Genomic DNA, 17,853 nt, shown 5'->3' with positions numbered 1-17,853 from the left:
GTCGCCATCCACAACCGTTCAAGCAAATACCTGCACCGTGCCCGGCGAATACCAATGAAAGGACCCAGAGAAACCGACTTTGCTTATCAGGCGGTGTATCGATATTTGACGCACCTCATCAATGAACCGGGTTGCGGCACACCGACTCGCCTGCCTTCTTTGAGGCAGTTGGCGCTGCGCCTGAACGTGTCGATTTCAACCATTCAATACGCCTATTCGCTGCTGGAGAAGGAAGGGCGGGTCTACTCGGTGGCCAAGTCCGGTTATTACTCGCAGCCGATAGCTGCCATTGGTCCGTTGGCCAGCGGCAATGATTTACTTGAAACCGTCTATTTCAATGCTCGGCGTCCAGAAATGCTGGTGTTGAGCGCCGATGAACCGGCCCTGTTGCAGCCACTGGACAGCCCGCTGCTGACGCTGGAACGCGAACTGCTGCGCCAGTATCCGCGCCAGCCACTCTCGGCCTCGCAACCCTGTGGCGAGCTTGAATTGCGTACGGCACTGGCGGCGCGCTACACCACGTCACCGGCGCGTTACTGGCATGCCGACGAGGTTTACATCGGCGCCGATCTTCGCGGCGTGCTTGAAATACTGATCACCATCCTCTGCCTCAAAGGCGCCACGGTGGTGGTCGAGTCGCCGTGTGATTGGGTGATTCTGCGTTTGCTTGAGACGGCGGAGGTGCGGGTGATCGAGTTGCCATTGCAAGCCTGCGGCGCGTTGGACCTGGAGCGGCTCAATGACGTGTTGGAGATCGAGTCGGTGCGGCTGGTGATGCTGTCATCAGGGCTGAGCATGCCGCGGGGAAGCCAGGTACCGCATGACAACCGGCAGTCGGTCGCGCAGCTGCTGGCTCGGCATGACTGCTGGGTGCTGGAAAACGACTGCTATGGCGAGCTTGGTTTCGAGCCAGAAGGGCCGAAGTTTCGCGACCTTCTGGCGCCTGATCGGCTGATCGTGTTCTCCACTTTCGAGAAAATCATCGGGCCGGAAGCGCCGTACGGCTATCTGCTCTCACGACGACTGGGCGAAGAACTGCAGCGGCATTTTTTGTTGCGTGCGTTTCGCCTGTCGCCGATCCGCCAGAAAGCCATTGCCCGCCTCTACAGCAATGGCCGTATCGACCAGCACCTGCAAGTACTGCGGCGCCTGCTCAAGGAGCGTCAGGTGCAGATGATCCATCTGTTGCACGAACGACTGGGGGACGCGCTGCAACCGGTCGAGCCGCAAGGTGGTGCGACGATCTGGGCGCGCTCGTTGCGTCAGGTCGATGTGCGCAGGGTGTTTCAGCGCTTGCTCAAGCAGCAAGTGGTGATTGCGCCAGGCGAGCTGTTCAGCCTGCAAGGCCTGTATGGTCAGCATCTTCGCTTGAGCCATACGTTCAGCGGTGACCATGACCTCGGTACCGCACTGGGATTGCTGGGTGACGCATTACGTCTGGAAGCGATTGATTGAGCGGGGTTAAAAAGGTCCGCTATCAAGCTCTTTGAAAAGCGACCTGTTCGGCGATCATCGGCGCCCGGTCGAATCGACGCAGCATGCGTTCTACTTGGCGAGCATGACGCTCGCACGCCTGTGGATCGCGCCCTCTTTTTGCTTGCCGGATTCATCCTTATGTTTGCCTAAAATGATTAATGATCGTTGTAACACGGTGTGGGTGATGTGGGCCGATGCTAGGCTCGGCTGTGGTACTCAAGGCAAAAGAGAAGCTCATGATCAAGTATGAATCGCCCAAGCCATCGGCGACTCCGACGACGGTGGAGGCGTTGGCGCGTGTCATCGGAAGATTTGCCCAAAGCGACGGTGATCACGCCACAGTCATTCCCGGCTTGACCTTGCATCGCCGCAAGGCACCCACCGCGCCGCTGCACTGCATCTATGGCGTGGGACTTGGCGTCGTCGTGCAGGGCGGCAAGCAGGTCACGCTTGGAGAAGAGGTGGCGGACTACGGACCGGGGCAGTCCATGCTGACGACGATCGATCTCCCCGTGCTGGCGCACATCATGCACGCGACCACGCGCGAGCCGTTCCTCGGCATGATGCTGACGCTGGACATGCGCCTGATCATGCAGATCGCTTCGGAGCTGGAACTGTCGCAACCGGACAAGGGTAGCTCCTGCCAACCGGTCACCATCGAAAAGCTCGATGGCGCCTTGGGTGATGCCCTGGTCCGTCTCGTCAATCTGCTGGACGAGCCGCAGGTGATACCTCAACTGGCCCCGTTGATTCGACACGAGATCACCGTTCGCCTCCTCACAGGCCCGCACGGCGCACAACTGCAGCACTTGGTCGCGGCGGGCTCACCGAGCCGGCAAATCGCCAAGGCGGTAGCGTGGCTCAAGCAGAATTTCAGAGAGCCGCTGCACGTCGACGAGTTGGCTGAGCGTGCGCGCATGAGCCCTTCAACTTTTCGTCAGCACTTTCGCGCCATCACCGGCATGAGCCCGCTGCAGTTCCAGAAGCAACTGCGGCTGCAGGAGGCGAGGCAACTGATGCTCAACCAGAACCTCGATGCCGGCTACGCGGGCGGGCTCGTTGGATACGAAAGCGCCTCTCAGTTCAACCGCGAGTACAGCCGCCTGTTCGGCGCACCGCCTCAACGTGATATCAAACGCATGCGACTGAGTTGATTGCACCGAGTGGCAGAGACGCCGCGCGGCGATAAGCCAGAAGTGGTTCTCGAATCGTCTGCGGAGGCAGCTTCAACCACTCTGAACTCTGACGCGACCAGTACGAACGCGCCAATCGCGCTGCGCACTTCGGAGCTGAGGCCCGCGGCGGCCCTGTACAGGCTGTCTTGATGGCGGCCGTTGAGAATCACCAGCGCGCCTCTGTCTGCCGAATCCTTGGCTATCGCGAAGCCGATGTTGCTGCTGGAGCCCGTCACGAGCGCATGTGGCTCTCGAACCAGTCGAGGACGAGCTGCGGGTTTCGCCCGAAATAGTTGTAGCCCTCGAAGCGCTTGTCCGTCTCTTCGATCCAGAACAGCTTCTTGTCCTTGGATGAGATCAGGTCGTAGATCTCCTGCACGTTGGACTGCTTGGTCAGGAAGTCCCGCCGCACCTGAGACACGAACGTCGGAATGGTGACCGACCGCGAGTACTCGATGGGCCATACATCGGCGAGGTGGTAGCCGGTGCGCTTGTGGAAGGCGGCATCGAACCGTGCGACGCCGTTGGGAATCTTCTGGCTCTCGACGGCGGTCTGGACGAACACCGCCGGCGACACCGGCTGCAGCGCGATCATCGCCCTGATATGCGCGAACTCCTTGGGGTGCTTGTGCATGCCGACGATGGTGGCGTTGGCGCCCAGGCAACGGCTGTACAGCGCGGTCTTCAGTTTGCGGGTATCGGGCCGCGACTTGGCGTAGCGCATCGAGCCGATCACGTCGCGGTACTCCAGAACCCCGTGGCCGTTGACGCCGCCGCTGCCAATGCCGCTGCGACCATGGTTGCGCATGTCGTAGGTCAGGATGTTGTAGCCGGCGTCGTGCAGGATCTTGTACTCGGGCAGGAAGTTCACCTCGAAGCCGCCGAAGTCCTGCCACGGGGCCAGGTGGCCGGGATAGCCATAGCGGTTGCACGGCATCGGGTGGTTGAAGATCAGCAGCCGGTCCGAGTTGCCGGGGATGAACCAGCCCTCGATGGTCACGCCGTCCATCGCGGGAAAGAAGACATCTTCGTACTCCATGCCGTACTCGTTGGGCCAACGCAGGATGGGCGTGCGGGTCGAGTGGGCCATGAGATCGGCCATGCCGTTGATGAAGGCATCAGTACCGGCATCGGTGGCCGCGGCGGCTGGTGCAGCGGCCGGTGCGGCGGCCTGGCTTTGCGCCGCACCCACGCCGGACGCAGCCATGGCCAGCAACGGGAGGGAAGCCAGCGATGCACTGGCCTTCAGAATCTGTCGGCGACTATGGGATGAGGCGCCTTCCTGCAGAGCGGGAGAGTTGTCCGGATTGCTCATGGTGGATTCCTTCGATGTAGGTGAGATATCGGTGTTGGATGAGGCGCGTTCTCCCGAGGCGCGGTCAGAACCGCGGCACGAAGGGCGTCACGGCTTCTGCGTCGGCGCGACGAAGCCTTCGGTGATGACGACCGAGCCTTCTGTGGACTCGATGCGCAGCCTTCTGGCGGCGGTGTATTCCGGCGAGTTGTAGAACCGCTGGGCGTCGGCCAGGCTCGGGAATTCCGCGATGGCCATCACCATCTTGGGCTTGCCCTCCACGGCGGTGGCGTTCATGTTGAACACGATAATCTTGCCGCCGTACTTGGGGGCCAGCGGCCCCGCAGCATCCATGTATCGCTGGAAGCCGGCCTGGTCGGTGATCGTGTAGTTGGCGATCATGTAGCCGGGCGGCTGCGCGTAAACCGTTGCAGAGAGTGCCATCGCCATGACGGCGGCTGCGGTGAGGATGTATTTCTTCATTGGAGTTGGGTCCACTGCATTGAGGTCAAGATTGAGGTCAAGCGCCAGAGCGGCGGTTGGCGCAGCGATTCGGTGAAGCCGTTCACGCCGAACCTGGTCATGTTGTAGACGCCTTGGTTGGCCCGGCCCTACGCGTCATGCGCCAGGGCGCTCGACAGTGCGCGATTGGCATTGGCCTGCTCGGCCAGGTTCTTGGACTTAACCTCGAAGGTCTGCACCGCATCGGCACCGCCGGGGAAGCGGAGCGGCGGTTGTTCGCGCCCCGCGAGTTGCACGATGGCGTTGGCGAGCTTGACCGGATCTCCCGGCTGCTTGCCGTCCATGCTCTTCCACGCCGTGACGGTCTCCCGCGTACGCGGGGCGTAATCATCAATCGAGGGTTCCGCGTACGTGGTTGAGGCCGGGGTCAGCAGTTCGGTGCGAAAGAAGCCGGGCTCCACCAGCATCGTGCGGATGCCGTAGGGCTCGATTTCCGGGATGAGCGACTCCGTCCATCCTTCGATGCCGAACTTTGCGGCGGAATACGCCGTGCAGAACATGCCGCCGGTGATGCCACCGCTCGAGGAGATATTGAGCAGCAGCCCCGAGCGCTGCTTGCGCATCACCGGCAACGTGGCACGGGCGACGTTCATGGGGCCGAACAGCAGGGTCTCGATCTGGCTGCGAACCTGATCCGGGCTGAGCTCTTCGAAGAAGCCTGCGTAGAAGTTGCCCGCGTTGTTGACCAGGACATCGATCCGGCCGAACCTGCCCACGGCCGCTTCGACCGCGGTGTAGGCCTCTTCCGGACGGGTGACATCGAGCCTGACGGTGAGCAGGTCATGGTGGTTGCCCAGCGCCGCCGCGACCCGTTGCGGATTGCGCCCGGTAGCCACGACCGCATGGCCGGCAGCCAGTGCCGATCTGGCGATCGCCAAGCCCAGGCCCCGGCTGGAGCCGGTGATCATCCACACCTTCTTGCCTGCCCCTTGATGCCCTTGCGCTTGCGCGCCGGTTGCGGTCGCGGCCGACGCACTCGCAGCCAAACCAGGCAGCAAGGCAGCGGCCGTCACGACCAGGCCGGCCTTGATGAATTCCCGGCGTTCACGGCCTGCTGCGTCGTCGGATTCGACTTGGTCGGTGGGTAGATTGCTCATGGTGAGGGCTCCTTGGGTTGATGGCCAGGCCTGGATGGTGGGCGTGGTCCGCAATGCGGGGGCGCGCAGGGCGAGACCAAGCGTCATGAAGTCATCCACATGCGTTGCACGGGTTGATGTTGCGAACGATCGCGTCAGCCGTCGTGGGCAAGCGAGGACGACAACGCGCGATGCGCCTCGGCCTGATCGAGCAGCGCCTTGGCCTTGGCCTCGAAGGTCTGCACGGCATCGGCGCCAGCGGCGAAACGCGTCAGCGGTTCATCTCGTCCCGCGAGCTGTACGATGGCGGCCGCAAGCTTGGCCGGGTCGCCGCCCTGTTTGCCGTCCATGCCGCTCCAGGCCGCGACGATCTCTCGCGTGCGCTGGGCGTAGTCGTCGATGGCTGGCTCGGCGTAGGTGGTGGAGTCGGCGCTCAGCAGTTCGGTGCGAAAGAACCCCGGTTCCACTAGCATTGTGCGGATACCGTAGGGTTCGATCTCGGGAGTCAGGGACTCGGTCCAGCCTTCGATACCGAACTTGGCGGCCGCGTAGGCGGTGCAGAACATGCCGCCGGCAATGCCCGCGGTCGAAGAGATGTTCAGCAACAGGCCGGAGCGCTGCTGGCGCATCACCGGCAGCACGGCACGGGTGACGTTCATCGGACCGAACAGCAGGGTCTCGATCTGCTTGCGCACCTGATCCGGGCTCAGTTCTTCGAAGAAGCCTGCGTAGAAATTGCCCGCGTTGTTGACCAGAACGTCGATCCGGCCGAACTTGCCGATGGCGGCCTCGACCGCGGCCTGGGCATCTTCGGGACGGGTAACGTCGAGCTGGACTGTGAGCAGATTGTCATGCTTGCCAATGGCCGCGCCGACCTTGGCGACATCGCGGCCGGTTGCCACCACGGCATGTCCTGCGGCCAGCGCCGACTTGGCGATCTCGGTGCCCAGCCCGCGGCCAGCGCCGGTGACGAGCCAAACCTTCTTGTCAGTCATAGGGGGTAACCTCTTTTAACGATTACCCATTGTGGCCCGCCATTTCATTGAATTTGGTGCACGTTACGCAGCATTTATTGCCCAATATGATTTCTCACGAAGACTATATGAACAGCTATCGGCGTGCTTCGACACGCGCGGCGAACGCATCGGTGCTGTCGAAAGCAGCCGATAGGCTTCTTCGCTCATGGGCTTGGACCCATTCCCATTCGAGCGTGACGATTTCGCAGCGGCGGGCGGCAAACTCGAATTGCAGACGGATCGCCAGGGGGATGACGTAGTTCTATCGCCTGACTCCTTGATAAACCTGCTGTAGCAGGCTGTGGCGTATTCCAGCGAAATGCGGTACTGGAGTCATCCTGGGTTAAAAAAGGTCGTAGACCGCGCGGATCGTTGCTATCGCGCCGTGGTCAAACTGCCAGTAAACTCCGTCTCTATTCCTGAACCACTCTATTTCAGAGGTTTTGCATGACACTCAGTCCTTTTGCGGGCAAACCGGCACCGGCAGAATTGTTGGTCGACATCCCGCGACTGGTAACGGCTTATTACACCGGCCAGCCTGATGCCAACATCTCTACCCAGCGCGTCGCCTTTGGCACGTCAGGTCACCGTGGCAGTTCGTTCGACTTGAGTTTCAACGAATGGCACGTTCTGGCGATCAGCCAGGCCATTTGCCTGTACCGTGAAGCCCAGGGCATCGACGGCCCGCTGTTTGTCGGCATCGACACCCACGCGCTGTCGACCCCAGCCGGTGCCAGCGCCCTCGAAGTGTTGGCCGCCAACGGCGTCACCGTGATGATCGCCGAAGGCGACGAGTACACGCCGACCCCGGCCATCTCCCATGCAATTCTTTGCTACAACCGTGGCCGCACCTCGGGCCTGGCGGATGGCATCGTCATTACGCCGTCCCACAACCCGCCACAAAGCGGCGGCTACAAATACAACCCTACCAATGGCGGTCCGGCCGACACCCACATCACCAAGTGGATCGAAGCCAAGGCCAACGAACTGCTCGGCAACAAGCTGGCCGGCGTCAAGCGCATCAGCTACGAGCAGGCATTGAAAGCCAGCACCACCCATCGCCACGACTACGTCAACACCTATGTCGCCGACCTGATCAACGTGATCGACTTCGACGCCATTCGTGACGCCAAGCTGCATTTGGGTGTCGATCCGTTGGGCGGAGCAGGGGTGCGCTACTGGTCGGCGATTGCCGAGCATTACCGCCTGGATCTGGAAGTGGTCAACACCGAGGTCGATCCGACCTTCCGTTTCATGACCGTCGATTGGGACGGGCAGATCCGCATGGACCCATCGTCCACCCACGCCATGCAGGGCCTGATTGGTCTGAAAGATCGTTTTGACGTGGCCTTCGGCTGCGATCCGGATCACGACCGTCACGGCATCGTGACCCCGTCCGGCGGCCTGTTGGCGCCGAACAACTACCTCGCAGTAACAATCGACTACCTGTTCCAGAACCGTCCGCACTGGCGTGCCGATGCTGGCGTGGGCAAAACCGTGGTCAGCAGTGGTTTGATCGATCGAGTGGCCAAGCGCCTCGGTCGTCGTCTGTACGAAGTGCCGGTCGGCTTCAAGTGGTTTGCCGATGGCCTGTTCGACGGTTCCCTGGGCTTTGGTGGCGAAGAGAGCGCCGGCGCTTCCTTCCTGCGCAAGGACGGTGGTGTCTGGAGCACTGACAAAGACGGCCTGATTCCGGCGCTGTTGGCGGCAGAAATGACCGCCCGCACCGGTCGCGACCCAAGCCAGGCCTATCGCGCACTGACTGACGAGTTGGGCGAACCGTTCTCGGTGCGGGTCGATGCCAAGGCCAACCCTGAGCAGAAAGCACTGCTGAGCAAATTGTCCCCGGACCAAGTCACCTCGACCCAACTGGCTGGCGAAGCGATCCAGAGCATCCTCAGCCATGCGCCGGGTAACAACCAGGCAATCGGTGGCTTGAAGGTCATGACCGAGAACGGCTGGTTTGCGGCGCGTCCGTCGGGCACTGAAGACATCTATAAGATCTATGCGGAAAGCTTTATCAGCGACGAGCATCTCAAGCAGTTGGTGGCTGAGGCTCAGACCCTGGTGGATGGCGCTATTTCAACGAAGTGATTGAGGGCCTGTGGCGAGGGGGCTTGCCCCCGTTGGGTTGCGTAGCGACCCTAATCCGGCCATTGCGGTTTTCCAGGCATACCGTGTGTGTTGATTTGCGACTTCTTCGCAGTCGAACGGGGGCAAGCCCCCTCGCCACAATCGCTACAAACAAAAAAGGGCGACCACAAGGTCGCCCATTTTTTTACCTGGTATTTAAGCCAGATCCACCAACACGATCTCACTGTCTTCAATCGCCGTCACACGCAACACTTGCTCATCGGCGACCGCTACACCGTCTCGAGCTTGTGCACGCAAGCCGTTGACTTCAATCACACCGGTGGCCGGAACCAGGTAGGCACGGCGCCCGTTATCAAGGTGATACTCCGCCGATTCCCCGGCCTTCAGATTCGCCGCCACCAACCGCGCATCAGCGCGAATCCGCAGGCTTTGATCGTCGCCGGTCTTGCCGCTGGCCAAGGTCACGAAACCTTCGCGCTGACCTTTCGGGAAAGGCTTGGCGCCCCACGACGGAGCCGAGCCGGCCTCGTTGGGGATGATCCAGATCTGGAAAATCCGGGTCTCGGTGGATTCCAGGTTGTACTCGCTGTGGGCGATCCCGGTGCCTGCGCTCATGACCTGCACGTCACCCGCTTCAGTACGGCCCTTGTTGCCCAGGTTGTCCTGGTGGGTAATCGCACCTTCACGCACATAAGTGATGATTTCCATGTCGCGGTGCGGATGCTGTGGGAAGCCAGTACCCGGGGCGATCACGTCATCGTTCCAGACCCGCAGGTTGCCCCAGTTCATGCGTTTCGGGTCATGGTACTCGGCGAACGAAAAGTGGTGATGGGCATCCAACCAGCCATGATGGGCGCCGCCCAAGGTGTTGAATGGTCTGAGTTCAAGCATGATCGTCTCCTGAAAAGGTTCGTCATGGGGCGGTGCGCCTGAGCCACGAAACAAGAACCGGTGGTTGATGGCGAGCATCATCTATCAGCCGATGATCGATAAAAAGCGTAAAAAGTGCTTCAAAACAATCTAATAAGTTGATGTTGAATAACCTCGAAACATTCTCATCCAGCCTTCACTTCATCGCATAAGCCAATGACCTGTAAGCATTTCACTAGAACTAAACGGCAAATGCAGACACCATAGCCCTCAACAGCCTCACACCCTGGAGTCCGTCCGCGTGCTGCAACACACCCCCGATCTCCCTCCCGAACTACGTCCCCTCGCCGAGATGCCATGGCTCAAGCGCCTGGCCGCCCGTTTTTTCGGGTATGGCTTGACCCAAATGCGCGCGCAACACCGTGCATCGTGGCTCCACGGGCAGGCTGACGGCTTTCGCAGCGGCCACAGTGCCGGGGTGGATTACGGCTTTAAGGAGGGCAAGCTCGAAGGGCTGGAAGAAGGCCGGCAGGTGTTGTTGATCCGCGACTCGCGCTCCACCGAGCACCGACCGCCGAATGTCGACGACAACCTGTTCGATGATTGGCGGCTGCCGTTGAATGCCGAGATCAAGAAACGCATGAAGGCTGATGTCGCGCGACTGCTGCCTGCTCATGCTCAGCCCAGCGTTGCGCAATGGAAGATGATCTTCAGCGATACACCTTCGACCTCGGTGATCGCCGGCGCGGGTGCGGGCAAGTCGACGACGCTGGTACTGCGTATTCTGTTGCTGACCCACTATTTAGGGTTCGAATTGAGTTCGATGACCGTGGTGACCTTCACCCGCGAATCGCGCAAAGACTTCATCAACAAACTCATCGAGCTGTTTGGCTTGTGGGGCCGGGCACTCAGCCTTAAAGACGCCCGGGAACTGGTGCGCACCTTTCACTCGCGGATTCTGCCGATGGTCCGTAGTTTGCCGGGATTCGAGCGCTTGCAGGCCTTCGAAAATCTCAGCAATCGCCCACAAAACGGTGACGAGGAAGTCGACAGCAATCCATTCGACCTGCGAATCAACGACGCCCAGCGCCAGCAGCTCAACGCTTGTTATCACGCGTTGTTCACCACCAACGAACGCTTTCGCGAGCTGATCCAGCCTTTATCTCGCCATGCCTTGCAGCTCAAGGAGCTGGAACGCGATCACCCTGATGTACAGAAGCGTGTGGCCGTGACTGAACTGGCGGCCAAGCGCGATGAAGAACTCTGCGACACGATTGAAGACCTGTGGTTTCGCGCGGGTGCCTGGCCGATCAAGGGCATCGAGCCGAATCGTCAGACGTTCGATATCAACGGCTCGACCTTTCATTGTCACGGCTACATTCCAAGCCTGGACGCCTGGGTGGTGCTGGGCTTCGATCCTCGGGAAAACCCGCAAGTCAGCCGTCCAAATGCCAAGCTGACGGTGCGCGCCGAATGGGCAGTAAAGCGCACCTTGTTTCAAGCATTCTGTCGTAAGCCATTGATATGGCTGGATAGTTATGAATCTTCAAAACGTGTTTTAGCCTCGTTGGCCGGGGATGCCAGTGCCGGGCCGGGGTTCGATTACAAGGTCAAGGGTGAGCTAGGCTCCTCACCGTTGCTGGACTGTTTCGTCGCTGCCGCCGGGTTTATCGAGAACCTGGGGCTGGACGTTCCCGATGCCGTGGGCCGTATGAATTTTGCCAAGGACGACCCGGACCGGTTTTTCTTTGAAGCCTTGAGCCTGTTCTGGCGCGCCCTGGAAGATCACTTGCTCGATCAAAAGCCACCGGTGATGACCTATAACCGGATGTTTGCCCTGTTCAGCGAGCATTCGCCCGAAAACCTGAAGCTGCTGAGCGATGAGCTGCTCAGGCCGCTGTCGCACCTGATGATCGACGAATTTCAAGACGTATCGCCGCAGATTGTCTCGTGGATTCGCGCCAGCCTGGCCGAGATTCGCAGTCGTGGACCGGCGATGCATGTAGGGCGTGGTGCGCAGCGTTCGTCGTTGCTGTGTGTTGGCGATGATTGGCAGTCGATCTATGGCTGGCGCGGCAGTTCGCCGACGTACTTTATGGAGTTCAACAAGGAATTCCCGTCGCCGAGCACCACTCGGGTCATGCTCAGCGACAATTATCGCAGTCATCAGCACATCATCGATGCCGCCGAACACATCGTGCGAGCCGCGCCAGCCATCCCTGGCAAGAAGGCCAAGGCCTGCGGTGAATCCAAGGCGCTCCAGCCGGTGAACGTGCTGGACCGGGATGACCAAGGCATGGCGCAGCGGTTGATGGAACACTATCGGCGCGGCGATTCAATCTTGATGCTTTATCGAAAAAGTAGCGATAAGTCATTGATAGAGCAGCATATTCAATCTTTAGTTAATGTTGATTCTAGCCTGCCGTACGACGCTCGCCGGCTCAAGCAATTGACCTATCACAGCGCCAAAGGGCTTCAGGCGGACGCTGTGTTCTTGCTGGGCGATTGCCAGCATCTGACCAGCTCGCCTTACAAGAACCAGGTGTATCGCATGGCAGGGCTGGGCAAGGCTGGGGACAGCGAGGCTTATGACACGGCGCAGAAAGACGAGATTCTGCGGCTGGCTTATGTCGGGATCACCCGGGCGGTGAGTCATTGCTATTGGTATGTCGATGGCCAGGACGGCCAAACCGTCAATATGCCCAAGGCGTCTGACAAGGTCGGTCAGGGCAAGGCGTTCTTTGCGGATCATCGGCAGAGCGCAAAATCCGCATAGACCGCTAATTCCTGTGGGAGCCATGTGGGAGCGGGCTTGCTCGCGAAGGCGGTGTGTCATCCAGCATCAATGTCGACTGATTCACCGCCTTCGCGAGCAAGCCCGCTCCCACAGGGGTATGGCATTTCAATTCAGGATGAATCAGCACCCACAAAAAAGCCCACATCCTGTGGGCTTCTTGTTGTCTGGATCCGGTGTCAGGCATAACTCCTGAGCGCCACCGGCGGAATGAACGTTTCAAGTTCATCTTCCACCGCTTCGATTATTCGTTCTACATCTGCGGCATTCATCACGGTCGCGCAAGGAATGCCAGCAATGGCGATCATGGTTTCGCCACTGGCACGGTCAAAAAGACGGGCAATCATGCTGCCCGGCGCGTCCATGCTCGCCTCGAAACCCATGGGATGAAAATGCCAGCGCATCAGCTGGCAGGCGTTTGGAAAGGTAACTTTGCTGAATGACCCTTTGTTCATGTGTTGCCCGCCTTAGTCATCGAGCGCTTCCTTTAGCTCATGTGAGGAGGGGTAGAACCTTCATTGGTTCAACCGGTGAATGCATTTAAAAGTAGCATCCAGATGTGAAAACCATGTGGATTTTTTCAGTCCGTTTAGCGATTGGTTCGATTTTTTTTGATATGGGTCACGCCTCGGGCATTCATCGCCAAAAGGCCATCATTGATCGGCCATTGAAGCCGAGGCCCAAGTTGGGCAAGCTCGGTTTATTTCACAGAGCCCTCTATGCACGCCGATGATGATGGTCCGCTGCAAACCCAAGCCACCGGCGAGACGGTCATGCGCTACCACCTGTGCTGGAAACACCGGGACCTGGACGGCGTGATGGCGCTGTATCACCCGGACATCCAGTACAGCGACTTTTTCCAGAACCGCGTGATGGGCCTGGACGAGTTGCGCGAGTACGTACGCGACAGCATGCCGCGCAATCCCGGCGAAGCGCTGGAGCATTCGGATCGCATTCGCCTGGACGGCAACACCGCGTTCATTCAATACCAGATGACCCTGCGCGGCACCGACGGGATGGTGTCGTTTCGCTCCAGCGAAGCGATCACCGTGCGTGACGGCTTGATCTGGCGCGTCAACGAATACGCGTCTCTGGTGCGCGAACAGCCGCCGAGTAAAACGTCGAATAACCTGCGCCCGGCGGCCAGCCGGCTTGGATTGTCACCGCGACAACTGAGCTTTATGGCCGAAGACCTGCAGCAGTATTTTCAGCGCCAGCAACCTTATCTGGACCCCGAACTCGATTTGCAGCGGGTGGCGAAGGAGTGCGGTTACAGCCGCAATCAGATTTCCTATCTGTTGAACCAGGTGCTCGGGCAAAGCTTCTATCGTTACGTCAACCAGGCGCGCCTGCAGCACTTGCTCGCGGCGCTGGACAAGGCTACGCCACCATTGCGGGTCGACGAACTGGCGTTTGCCGCTGGCTTCAACTCGCTGTCGGCGTTTTACAGTTGTTTCCGCCAACACACCGGCCAGTCGCCCAAGGCCTACGTCAAACAAATTTCTTTGCGTGCACGCGCGCAAGACAGCCTCTGAGGTCACGCTCTAGGATCGACGCCATCGAAGTTTGAGTGGTGGAGTCTGGTATGCCGGCGTGGCGCAACATCAGTTTATGGATGGATCAACTCGACGAGCCGTTGCTGGCACGTCCGGCCTTGGAACAGGACCTGGACGTCGATGTGGCCATCATCGGCGCCGGCTACACTGGGTTGTGGACCGCGTACTACCTCAAGCGCCTGGCCCCGGGCCTGGAGATCGCCATCGTCGAGGCGCAAACCGCCGGTTTTGGCGCCTCGGGCCGCAATGGCGGCTGGCTGATGGGCAATCTGCTGGGTGAGGACCGTTTGCTTGCCGGTCTCTCGCCTGAACAACGCCGCGCCTCGTTCGATCTGCTGCACAGCATTCCCGATGAAGTAGAGATCGTCCTCGAACGCGAAGGCATCGACTGCGATTACCGCAAAGGTGGCGTGCTGTATTGCGCGGCGCGTTATCCAGAGCAGGAGGCCAGCCTGCGCGGTTACCTGGACAAGCTGCACAGCCAGGGCCTGACCGAAAACGATTACCGCTGGCTCAGCCCCGAGCAATTGGCGCAACAGATCAGAATCGCCAAGCCTTATGGCGGTATCTATGCGCCGCATGTGGCGACCATTCACCCGGCAAAACTGGTGCGTGGCCTGGCCCGGGCGGTGGAGCGCATGGGCGTCAAGATCTATGAGAACAGCCCGGTCACTCAGTGGCAGTCCGGCAGTTTGCGTACGGCCAAGGCTCAGGTGCGCAGCCGCTGGATTGTGCCTGCGGTCGAAGGCTACGCCGTCACGCTGCCGCCCCTGGGGCGTTATCAATTGCCGGTTCAGAGCCTGATTGTGGCCACCGAGCCTTTGTCCGCCGCGACGTGGGACGAAATCGGCTTGAGCCGTGGCCAGGCTTTTGGCGAGAGCAGCCGCCAGGTCACTTACGGCCAGCGCACCGCCGACAATCGCCTGGTGTTCGGCGCTCGGGGTGGCTATCAGTTCGCTGGCAAATTACGCCATGACTTCGACCTGACCACCGGCGAGGTGGAACTGCGGCGTTATCTGTTCGGCGAACTGTTCCCGCAACTCAAGAACGTGCGCATCACTCACGCGTGGGGCGGCAACCTGGGCATGTCCCGACATTTCAAGCCGCACATGCTCTGCGATCGGGCCGCTGGCATCGCGTTGTCTGGCGGTTATGGCGGGGAGGGTGTCGGTGCCAGCAATTTGGGCGGGCGAACCCTCGCCGATCTGATCCTGGAGCGCGATACCGAGCTGGTGCGCCAGCCTTGGGTCATCCCACAGGGTGGACTCGATGCGCTGAAAGCCTGGGAGCCGGAACCCTGCCGCTGGCTCGGCTACAACGCGATCATCCGCAGCTTCGTCCACGAAGACCAGACCCTGGCCAACCCGGCCACCGCACCCTGGCGGCGCAAACTCGCCAGCGGCGTGGCGGGGTTCATGGAAGGTTTCATGCACTAAACAGCGTTCTTTCTCATTGACAGGTACTCCCATGGGCATCACGCAATTCAAGAACACCGCCACCCTGAAGCTGGACGAATCCAACCCCGTCGCCGTGCCACTGGGGACGCCAGTGGCGGTGGCCTCGACCACCAGCGTCGAGCGCGACGACGGCGTCGAAACCGGCGTCTGGGAATGCACTCCCGGTCGCTGGCGCCGGCAAATCGTGGCCCAGGAGTTCTGTCACTTCATCCAGGGCCGTTGCACCTTCACCCCTGACGACGGTGAAACCCTGCACATAGAAGCCGGCGATGCACTGATGTTGCCAGCCAACAGTCTCGGTATCTGGGATATCCAGGAAACCGTGCGCAAGACCTACGTTTTGATTTTTTGATTTTTTGATTTTGATCTTTTGATTGCCTGCCAATAACAATAGCCCTTACAGGAATCGACTCATGATCCGAAAGACACTGACCCTGGCGCCCCTTGCACTCGTCGCGACCCTCGGCCACGCGGCCGAAACAGTCAAAATCTACAACTGGTCGGACTACATCGCCCCGGACACCACCAAGAACTTCCAGAAAGAAACCGGCATCGGCTTCACCTACGACGTCTACGACAGCAACGAAACCCTCGACGGCAAGTTGATGACCGGCAAATCCGGTTACGACGTGGTATTCCCGTCGAACCACTTCATGGCCCGGCAGATTGAAGGCAAGGCGTTGAAGAAACTCGACAAGAGCCAGTTGCCGAACTGGAAAAACCTCAACCCGGTGCTGCTCAAAGCCTTGCAGACCAACGATCCGGGCAACGAGCACGGCTTCCCGTACCTCTGGGGCAGCACTGGCATTGGCTACAACATCGCCAAAGTCAAAGCGGTATTGGGCGACAACGCGCCGGTGGATTCCTGGGACCTGATCTTCAAACCGGAAAACATGCAGAAACTGCAAAAGTGCGGGGTGGCCATCCTCGACAACGGCCCGGAGCTGCTGCCCGCAGCGCTGAATTATTTGGGCTTGCCGCACCACAGCAAAAATCCCGAAGACTATAAAAAAGCCGAAGCGCTGCTGCTGAAAGTCCGGCCGTATGTGAGCTATTTCCACTCGTCCAAATACACCAGCGACCTGGCCAACGGCGACATCTGCGTGGCGGTCGGTTTCTCCGGCGACATCCTGCAAGCGGAAAACCGCGCCAAGGAAGCCAAGAACGGCGTGGACATCGGCTACTCGATTCCCAAGGAAGGCGCCGCCATCTGGTTCGACATGGTCGCCATGCCCGCCGACGCCCCGGACGAAAAGGCCGGCTACGCCTTCATGAACTACCTGCTGCGCCCGGACGTCATGGCCAGCATCAGCAACTACGTGCACTACGCCAATGGCAACGCACAAGCCGACAGCCTTATCGATCCGACGATCAAGAACGACACCAAGGTCTATCCGAGCCCGGAAATGATGGGGAAATTGTTTGCGCTGGAGGCTATGCCGTTGAACATTGACCGGATTCGGACGCGGGTGTGGAACAAGATTCGGACGGGGAGTTGAGCGTTCATATTTGGTAGCGATTGGTGATTATCGAGCTGAGAGGCAGCGTTGTAGATTCGAGACTTCCTCTTCAATGGATAAGGAGGCAATGGAATGCCTGTCTTTACGAATGCCGGTAGCCTGCGTATTGGACGTTTTTCCGAACCTGGAGGTATTTATCTGATAACGGCTGTCGTTCACCAACGACAGCCGCTTTTTGCTGATTGGCGGCTGGGGCGACTGGTCGTCAGAGAGCTGCGCGAGTTGGAAGCGGAGGGTTGGGCGGATTTTTTGACCTGGGTTTTGATGCCGGATCATATGCACTACCTGTTGCAGCTGAGGGATAGAACATTGGCCGACGTGGTGTGCCGCATCAAATCGCGTAGCAGTTTGGCCGTTAATCAGACGTTGGGACGGCGAGGGCGGTTGTGGCAGAAGGGCTATCACGATCGAGCAGTGCGCAAGGAGGAAGATGTAAAGGATCTTGCGCGATACGTGGTTCGCAACCCCGTACGCGCTGGACTCGTCGAGCGAGTTCATGACTATCCGCTTTGGGATGCGTGTTGGCTCTGATGTATTGCAACGCTTGTTTTACGACGGCTGCGCCGCCGAACGCAGCCTCGCAGGCTCGGCAGCTGCTACAGACATGGCGTATGGCGCGTTTTTTGTAGCGTATGGCGGGGTTTTTGTAGCAGCTGGCGCAGCCTGCGTTCGGGCGCGCAGCGGTCGTGAAATCGAGCGATGCGGTGTTTCAGTGAGACGGTGTGTTCAGGTTTGACGACGGCTGCGCCGCCGAACGCAGCCTCGCAGGCTCGGCAGCTGCTACAGACATGGCGTATGGCGCGTTTTTTGTAGTGTATGGCGCGTTTTTTGTAGCAGCTGGCGCAGCCTGCGTTCGGGCGCGCAGCGGTCGTGAAATCGAGCGATGCGGTGTTTCAGTAAGACGGTATGTTCAGGTTTGACGACGGCTGCGCCGCCGAACGCAGCCTCGCAGGCTCGGCATCTGCTACAAACATTGCGTATGGCGCGTTTTTTGTAGCGTATG

General features: G+C 59.8%; 15 protein-coding genes and 1 pseudogene. 9 read left to right on the top strand and 7 right to left on the bottom strand.

All coding sequences use genetic code 11. The annotated features are described in order from the left end of the window. Positions 1–54 precede the first annotated feature (54 nt). Positions 55–1,455, top strand: a complete 1,401-nt coding sequence (locus NK667_RS11455; RefSeq protein ID WP_054614786.1) for an aminotransferase-like domain-containing protein — start codon at positions 55–57, stop codon at positions 1,453–1,455. Positions 1,456–1,712: 257 nt separating this feature from the next. After that, complete coding sequence (locus NK667_RS11445) at positions 1,713–2,630, top strand: AraC family transcriptional regulator (RefSeq protein ID WP_054046074.1); 918 nt, start codon at positions 1,713–1,715, stop codon at positions 2,628–2,630. A 253-nt stretch (positions 2,631–2,883) separates the two neighbouring features. On the opposite strand, the gene NK667_RS11440 is transcribed toward NK667_RS11445, so the two are convergent. From NK667_RS11440 to NK667_RS32830, 5 genes and pseudogenes are all read right to left on the bottom strand, one after another. Further along, positions 2,884–3,966 (bottom strand): alpha/beta hydrolase family protein, encoded by a 1,083-nt coding sequence (locus tag NK667_RS11440; protein ID WP_054614785.1) that lies wholly within the window; start codon positions 3,964–3,966, stop codon positions 2,884–2,886. A gap of 87 nt (positions 3,967–4,053) precedes the next feature. Then, positions 4,054–4,428 (bottom strand): DUF1330 domain-containing protein, encoded by a 375-nt coding sequence (locus tag NK667_RS11435; RefSeq protein ID WP_054046070.1) that lies wholly within the window; start codon positions 4,426–4,428, stop codon positions 4,054–4,056. A 128-nt stretch (positions 4,429–4,556) separates the two neighbouring features. Beyond that, positions 4,557–5,564 (bottom strand): SDR family oxidoreductase, encoded by a 1,008-nt coding sequence (locus tag NK667_RS11430; RefSeq protein ID WP_083471309.1) that lies wholly within the window; start codon positions 5,562–5,564, stop codon positions 4,557–4,559. A 134-nt stretch (positions 5,565–5,698) separates the two neighbouring features. Then, entirely contained in the window at positions 5,699–6,538 is an 840-nt protein-coding gene (locus NK667_RS11425; RefSeq protein WP_054614784.1) for an SDR family oxidoreductase, read from the bottom strand. A 144-nt stretch (positions 6,539–6,682) separates the two neighbouring features. Continuing rightward, positions 6,683–6,821, bottom strand: a pseudogene (locus NK667_RS32830) (integrase); the annotation flags it as partial. A 185-nt stretch (positions 6,822–7,006) separates the two neighbouring features. Here NK667_RS32830 and pgm point away from each other — a divergent pair. Then, a complete protein-coding gene (gene pgm / locus NK667_RS11420; protein WP_054614783.1) occupies positions 7,007–8,653 on the top strand; it encodes a phosphoglucomutase (alpha-D-glucose-1,6-bisphosphate-dependent) in 1,647 nt (548 codons plus the stop codon). A 195-nt stretch (positions 8,654–8,848) separates the two neighbouring features. Here pgm and NK667_RS11415 read toward each other — a convergent pair whose 3' ends face one another. Then, positions 8,849–9,544, bottom strand: coding sequence for a pirin family protein (locus NK667_RS11415; RefSeq protein WP_054047667.1), 696 nt, complete (start codon positions 9,542–9,544; stop codon positions 8,849–8,851). A 280-nt stretch (positions 9,545–9,824) separates the two neighbouring features. On the opposite strand from NK667_RS11415, the gene NK667_RS11410 reads away from it, so the two are divergent. After that, complete coding sequence (locus NK667_RS11410) at positions 9,825–12,299, top strand: UvrD-helicase domain-containing protein (protein WP_054614782.1); 2,475 nt, start codon at positions 9,825–9,827, stop codon at positions 12,297–12,299. Positions 12,300–12,496: 197 nt separating this feature from the next. Here the strand turns inward: NK667_RS11410 and NK667_RS11405 are convergent, their stop codons facing one another. Beyond that, the gene (locus tag NK667_RS11405; protein WP_054046061.1) at positions 12,497–12,772 is read right to left on the bottom strand and encodes a DUF1652 domain-containing protein; all 276 of its coding nucleotides are present in this window, start codon (positions 12,770–12,772) and stop codon (positions 12,497–12,499) included. A gap of 264 nt (positions 12,773–13,036) precedes the next feature. Between NK667_RS11405 and NK667_RS11400 the strand changes: the two genes are divergently transcribed. The 5 genes from NK667_RS11400 to NK667_RS11380 all read left to right on the top strand — a co-directional run bounded on the left by NK667_RS11400 (position 13,037) and on the right by NK667_RS11380 (position 17,381). Further along, on the top strand, positions 13,037–13,852 hold the full coding sequence (locus tag NK667_RS11400; protein WP_054614781.1) for a helix-turn-helix domain-containing protein: 816 nt from the start codon (positions 13,037–13,039) through the stop codon (positions 13,850–13,852). A 50-nt stretch (positions 13,853–13,902) separates the two neighbouring features. Beyond that, positions 13,903–15,309 carry an NAD(P)/FAD-dependent oxidoreductase gene (locus NK667_RS11395; RefSeq protein WP_054614780.1) on the top strand — a complete coding sequence of 469 codons (1,407 nt, stop codon included), beginning with the start codon at positions 13,903–13,905 and terminating at the stop codon, positions 15,307–15,309. A 31-nt stretch (positions 15,310–15,340) separates the two neighbouring features. Continuing rightward, the gene (locus tag NK667_RS11390; RefSeq protein ID WP_008026311.1) at positions 15,341–15,682 is read left to right on the top strand and encodes a cupin domain-containing protein; all 342 of its coding nucleotides are present in this window, start codon (positions 15,341–15,343) and stop codon (positions 15,680–15,682) included. A gap of 61 nt (positions 15,683–15,743) precedes the next feature. Beyond that, a complete protein-coding gene (locus NK667_RS11385) occupies positions 15,744–16,829 on the top strand; it encodes a polyamine ABC transporter substrate-binding protein (protein WP_054614779.1) in 1,086 nt (361 codons plus the stop codon). Between the two features lie 93 nt (positions 16,830–16,922). Next, positions 16,923–17,381, top strand: a complete 459-nt coding sequence (locus NK667_RS11380; RefSeq protein WP_054614778.1) for an REP-associated tyrosine transposase — start codon at positions 16,923–16,925, stop codon at positions 17,379–17,381. Positions 17,382–17,853: the final 472 nt, after the last annotated feature.

This window comes from Pseudomonas nunensis, from assembly GCF_024296925.1.
Classification (GTDB): domain Bacteria; phylum Pseudomonadota; class Gammaproteobacteria; order Pseudomonadales; family Pseudomonadaceae; genus Aquipseudomonas; species Aquipseudomonas nunensis.
This window is presented reverse-complemented; position numbering and strand designations above follow the sequence as displayed.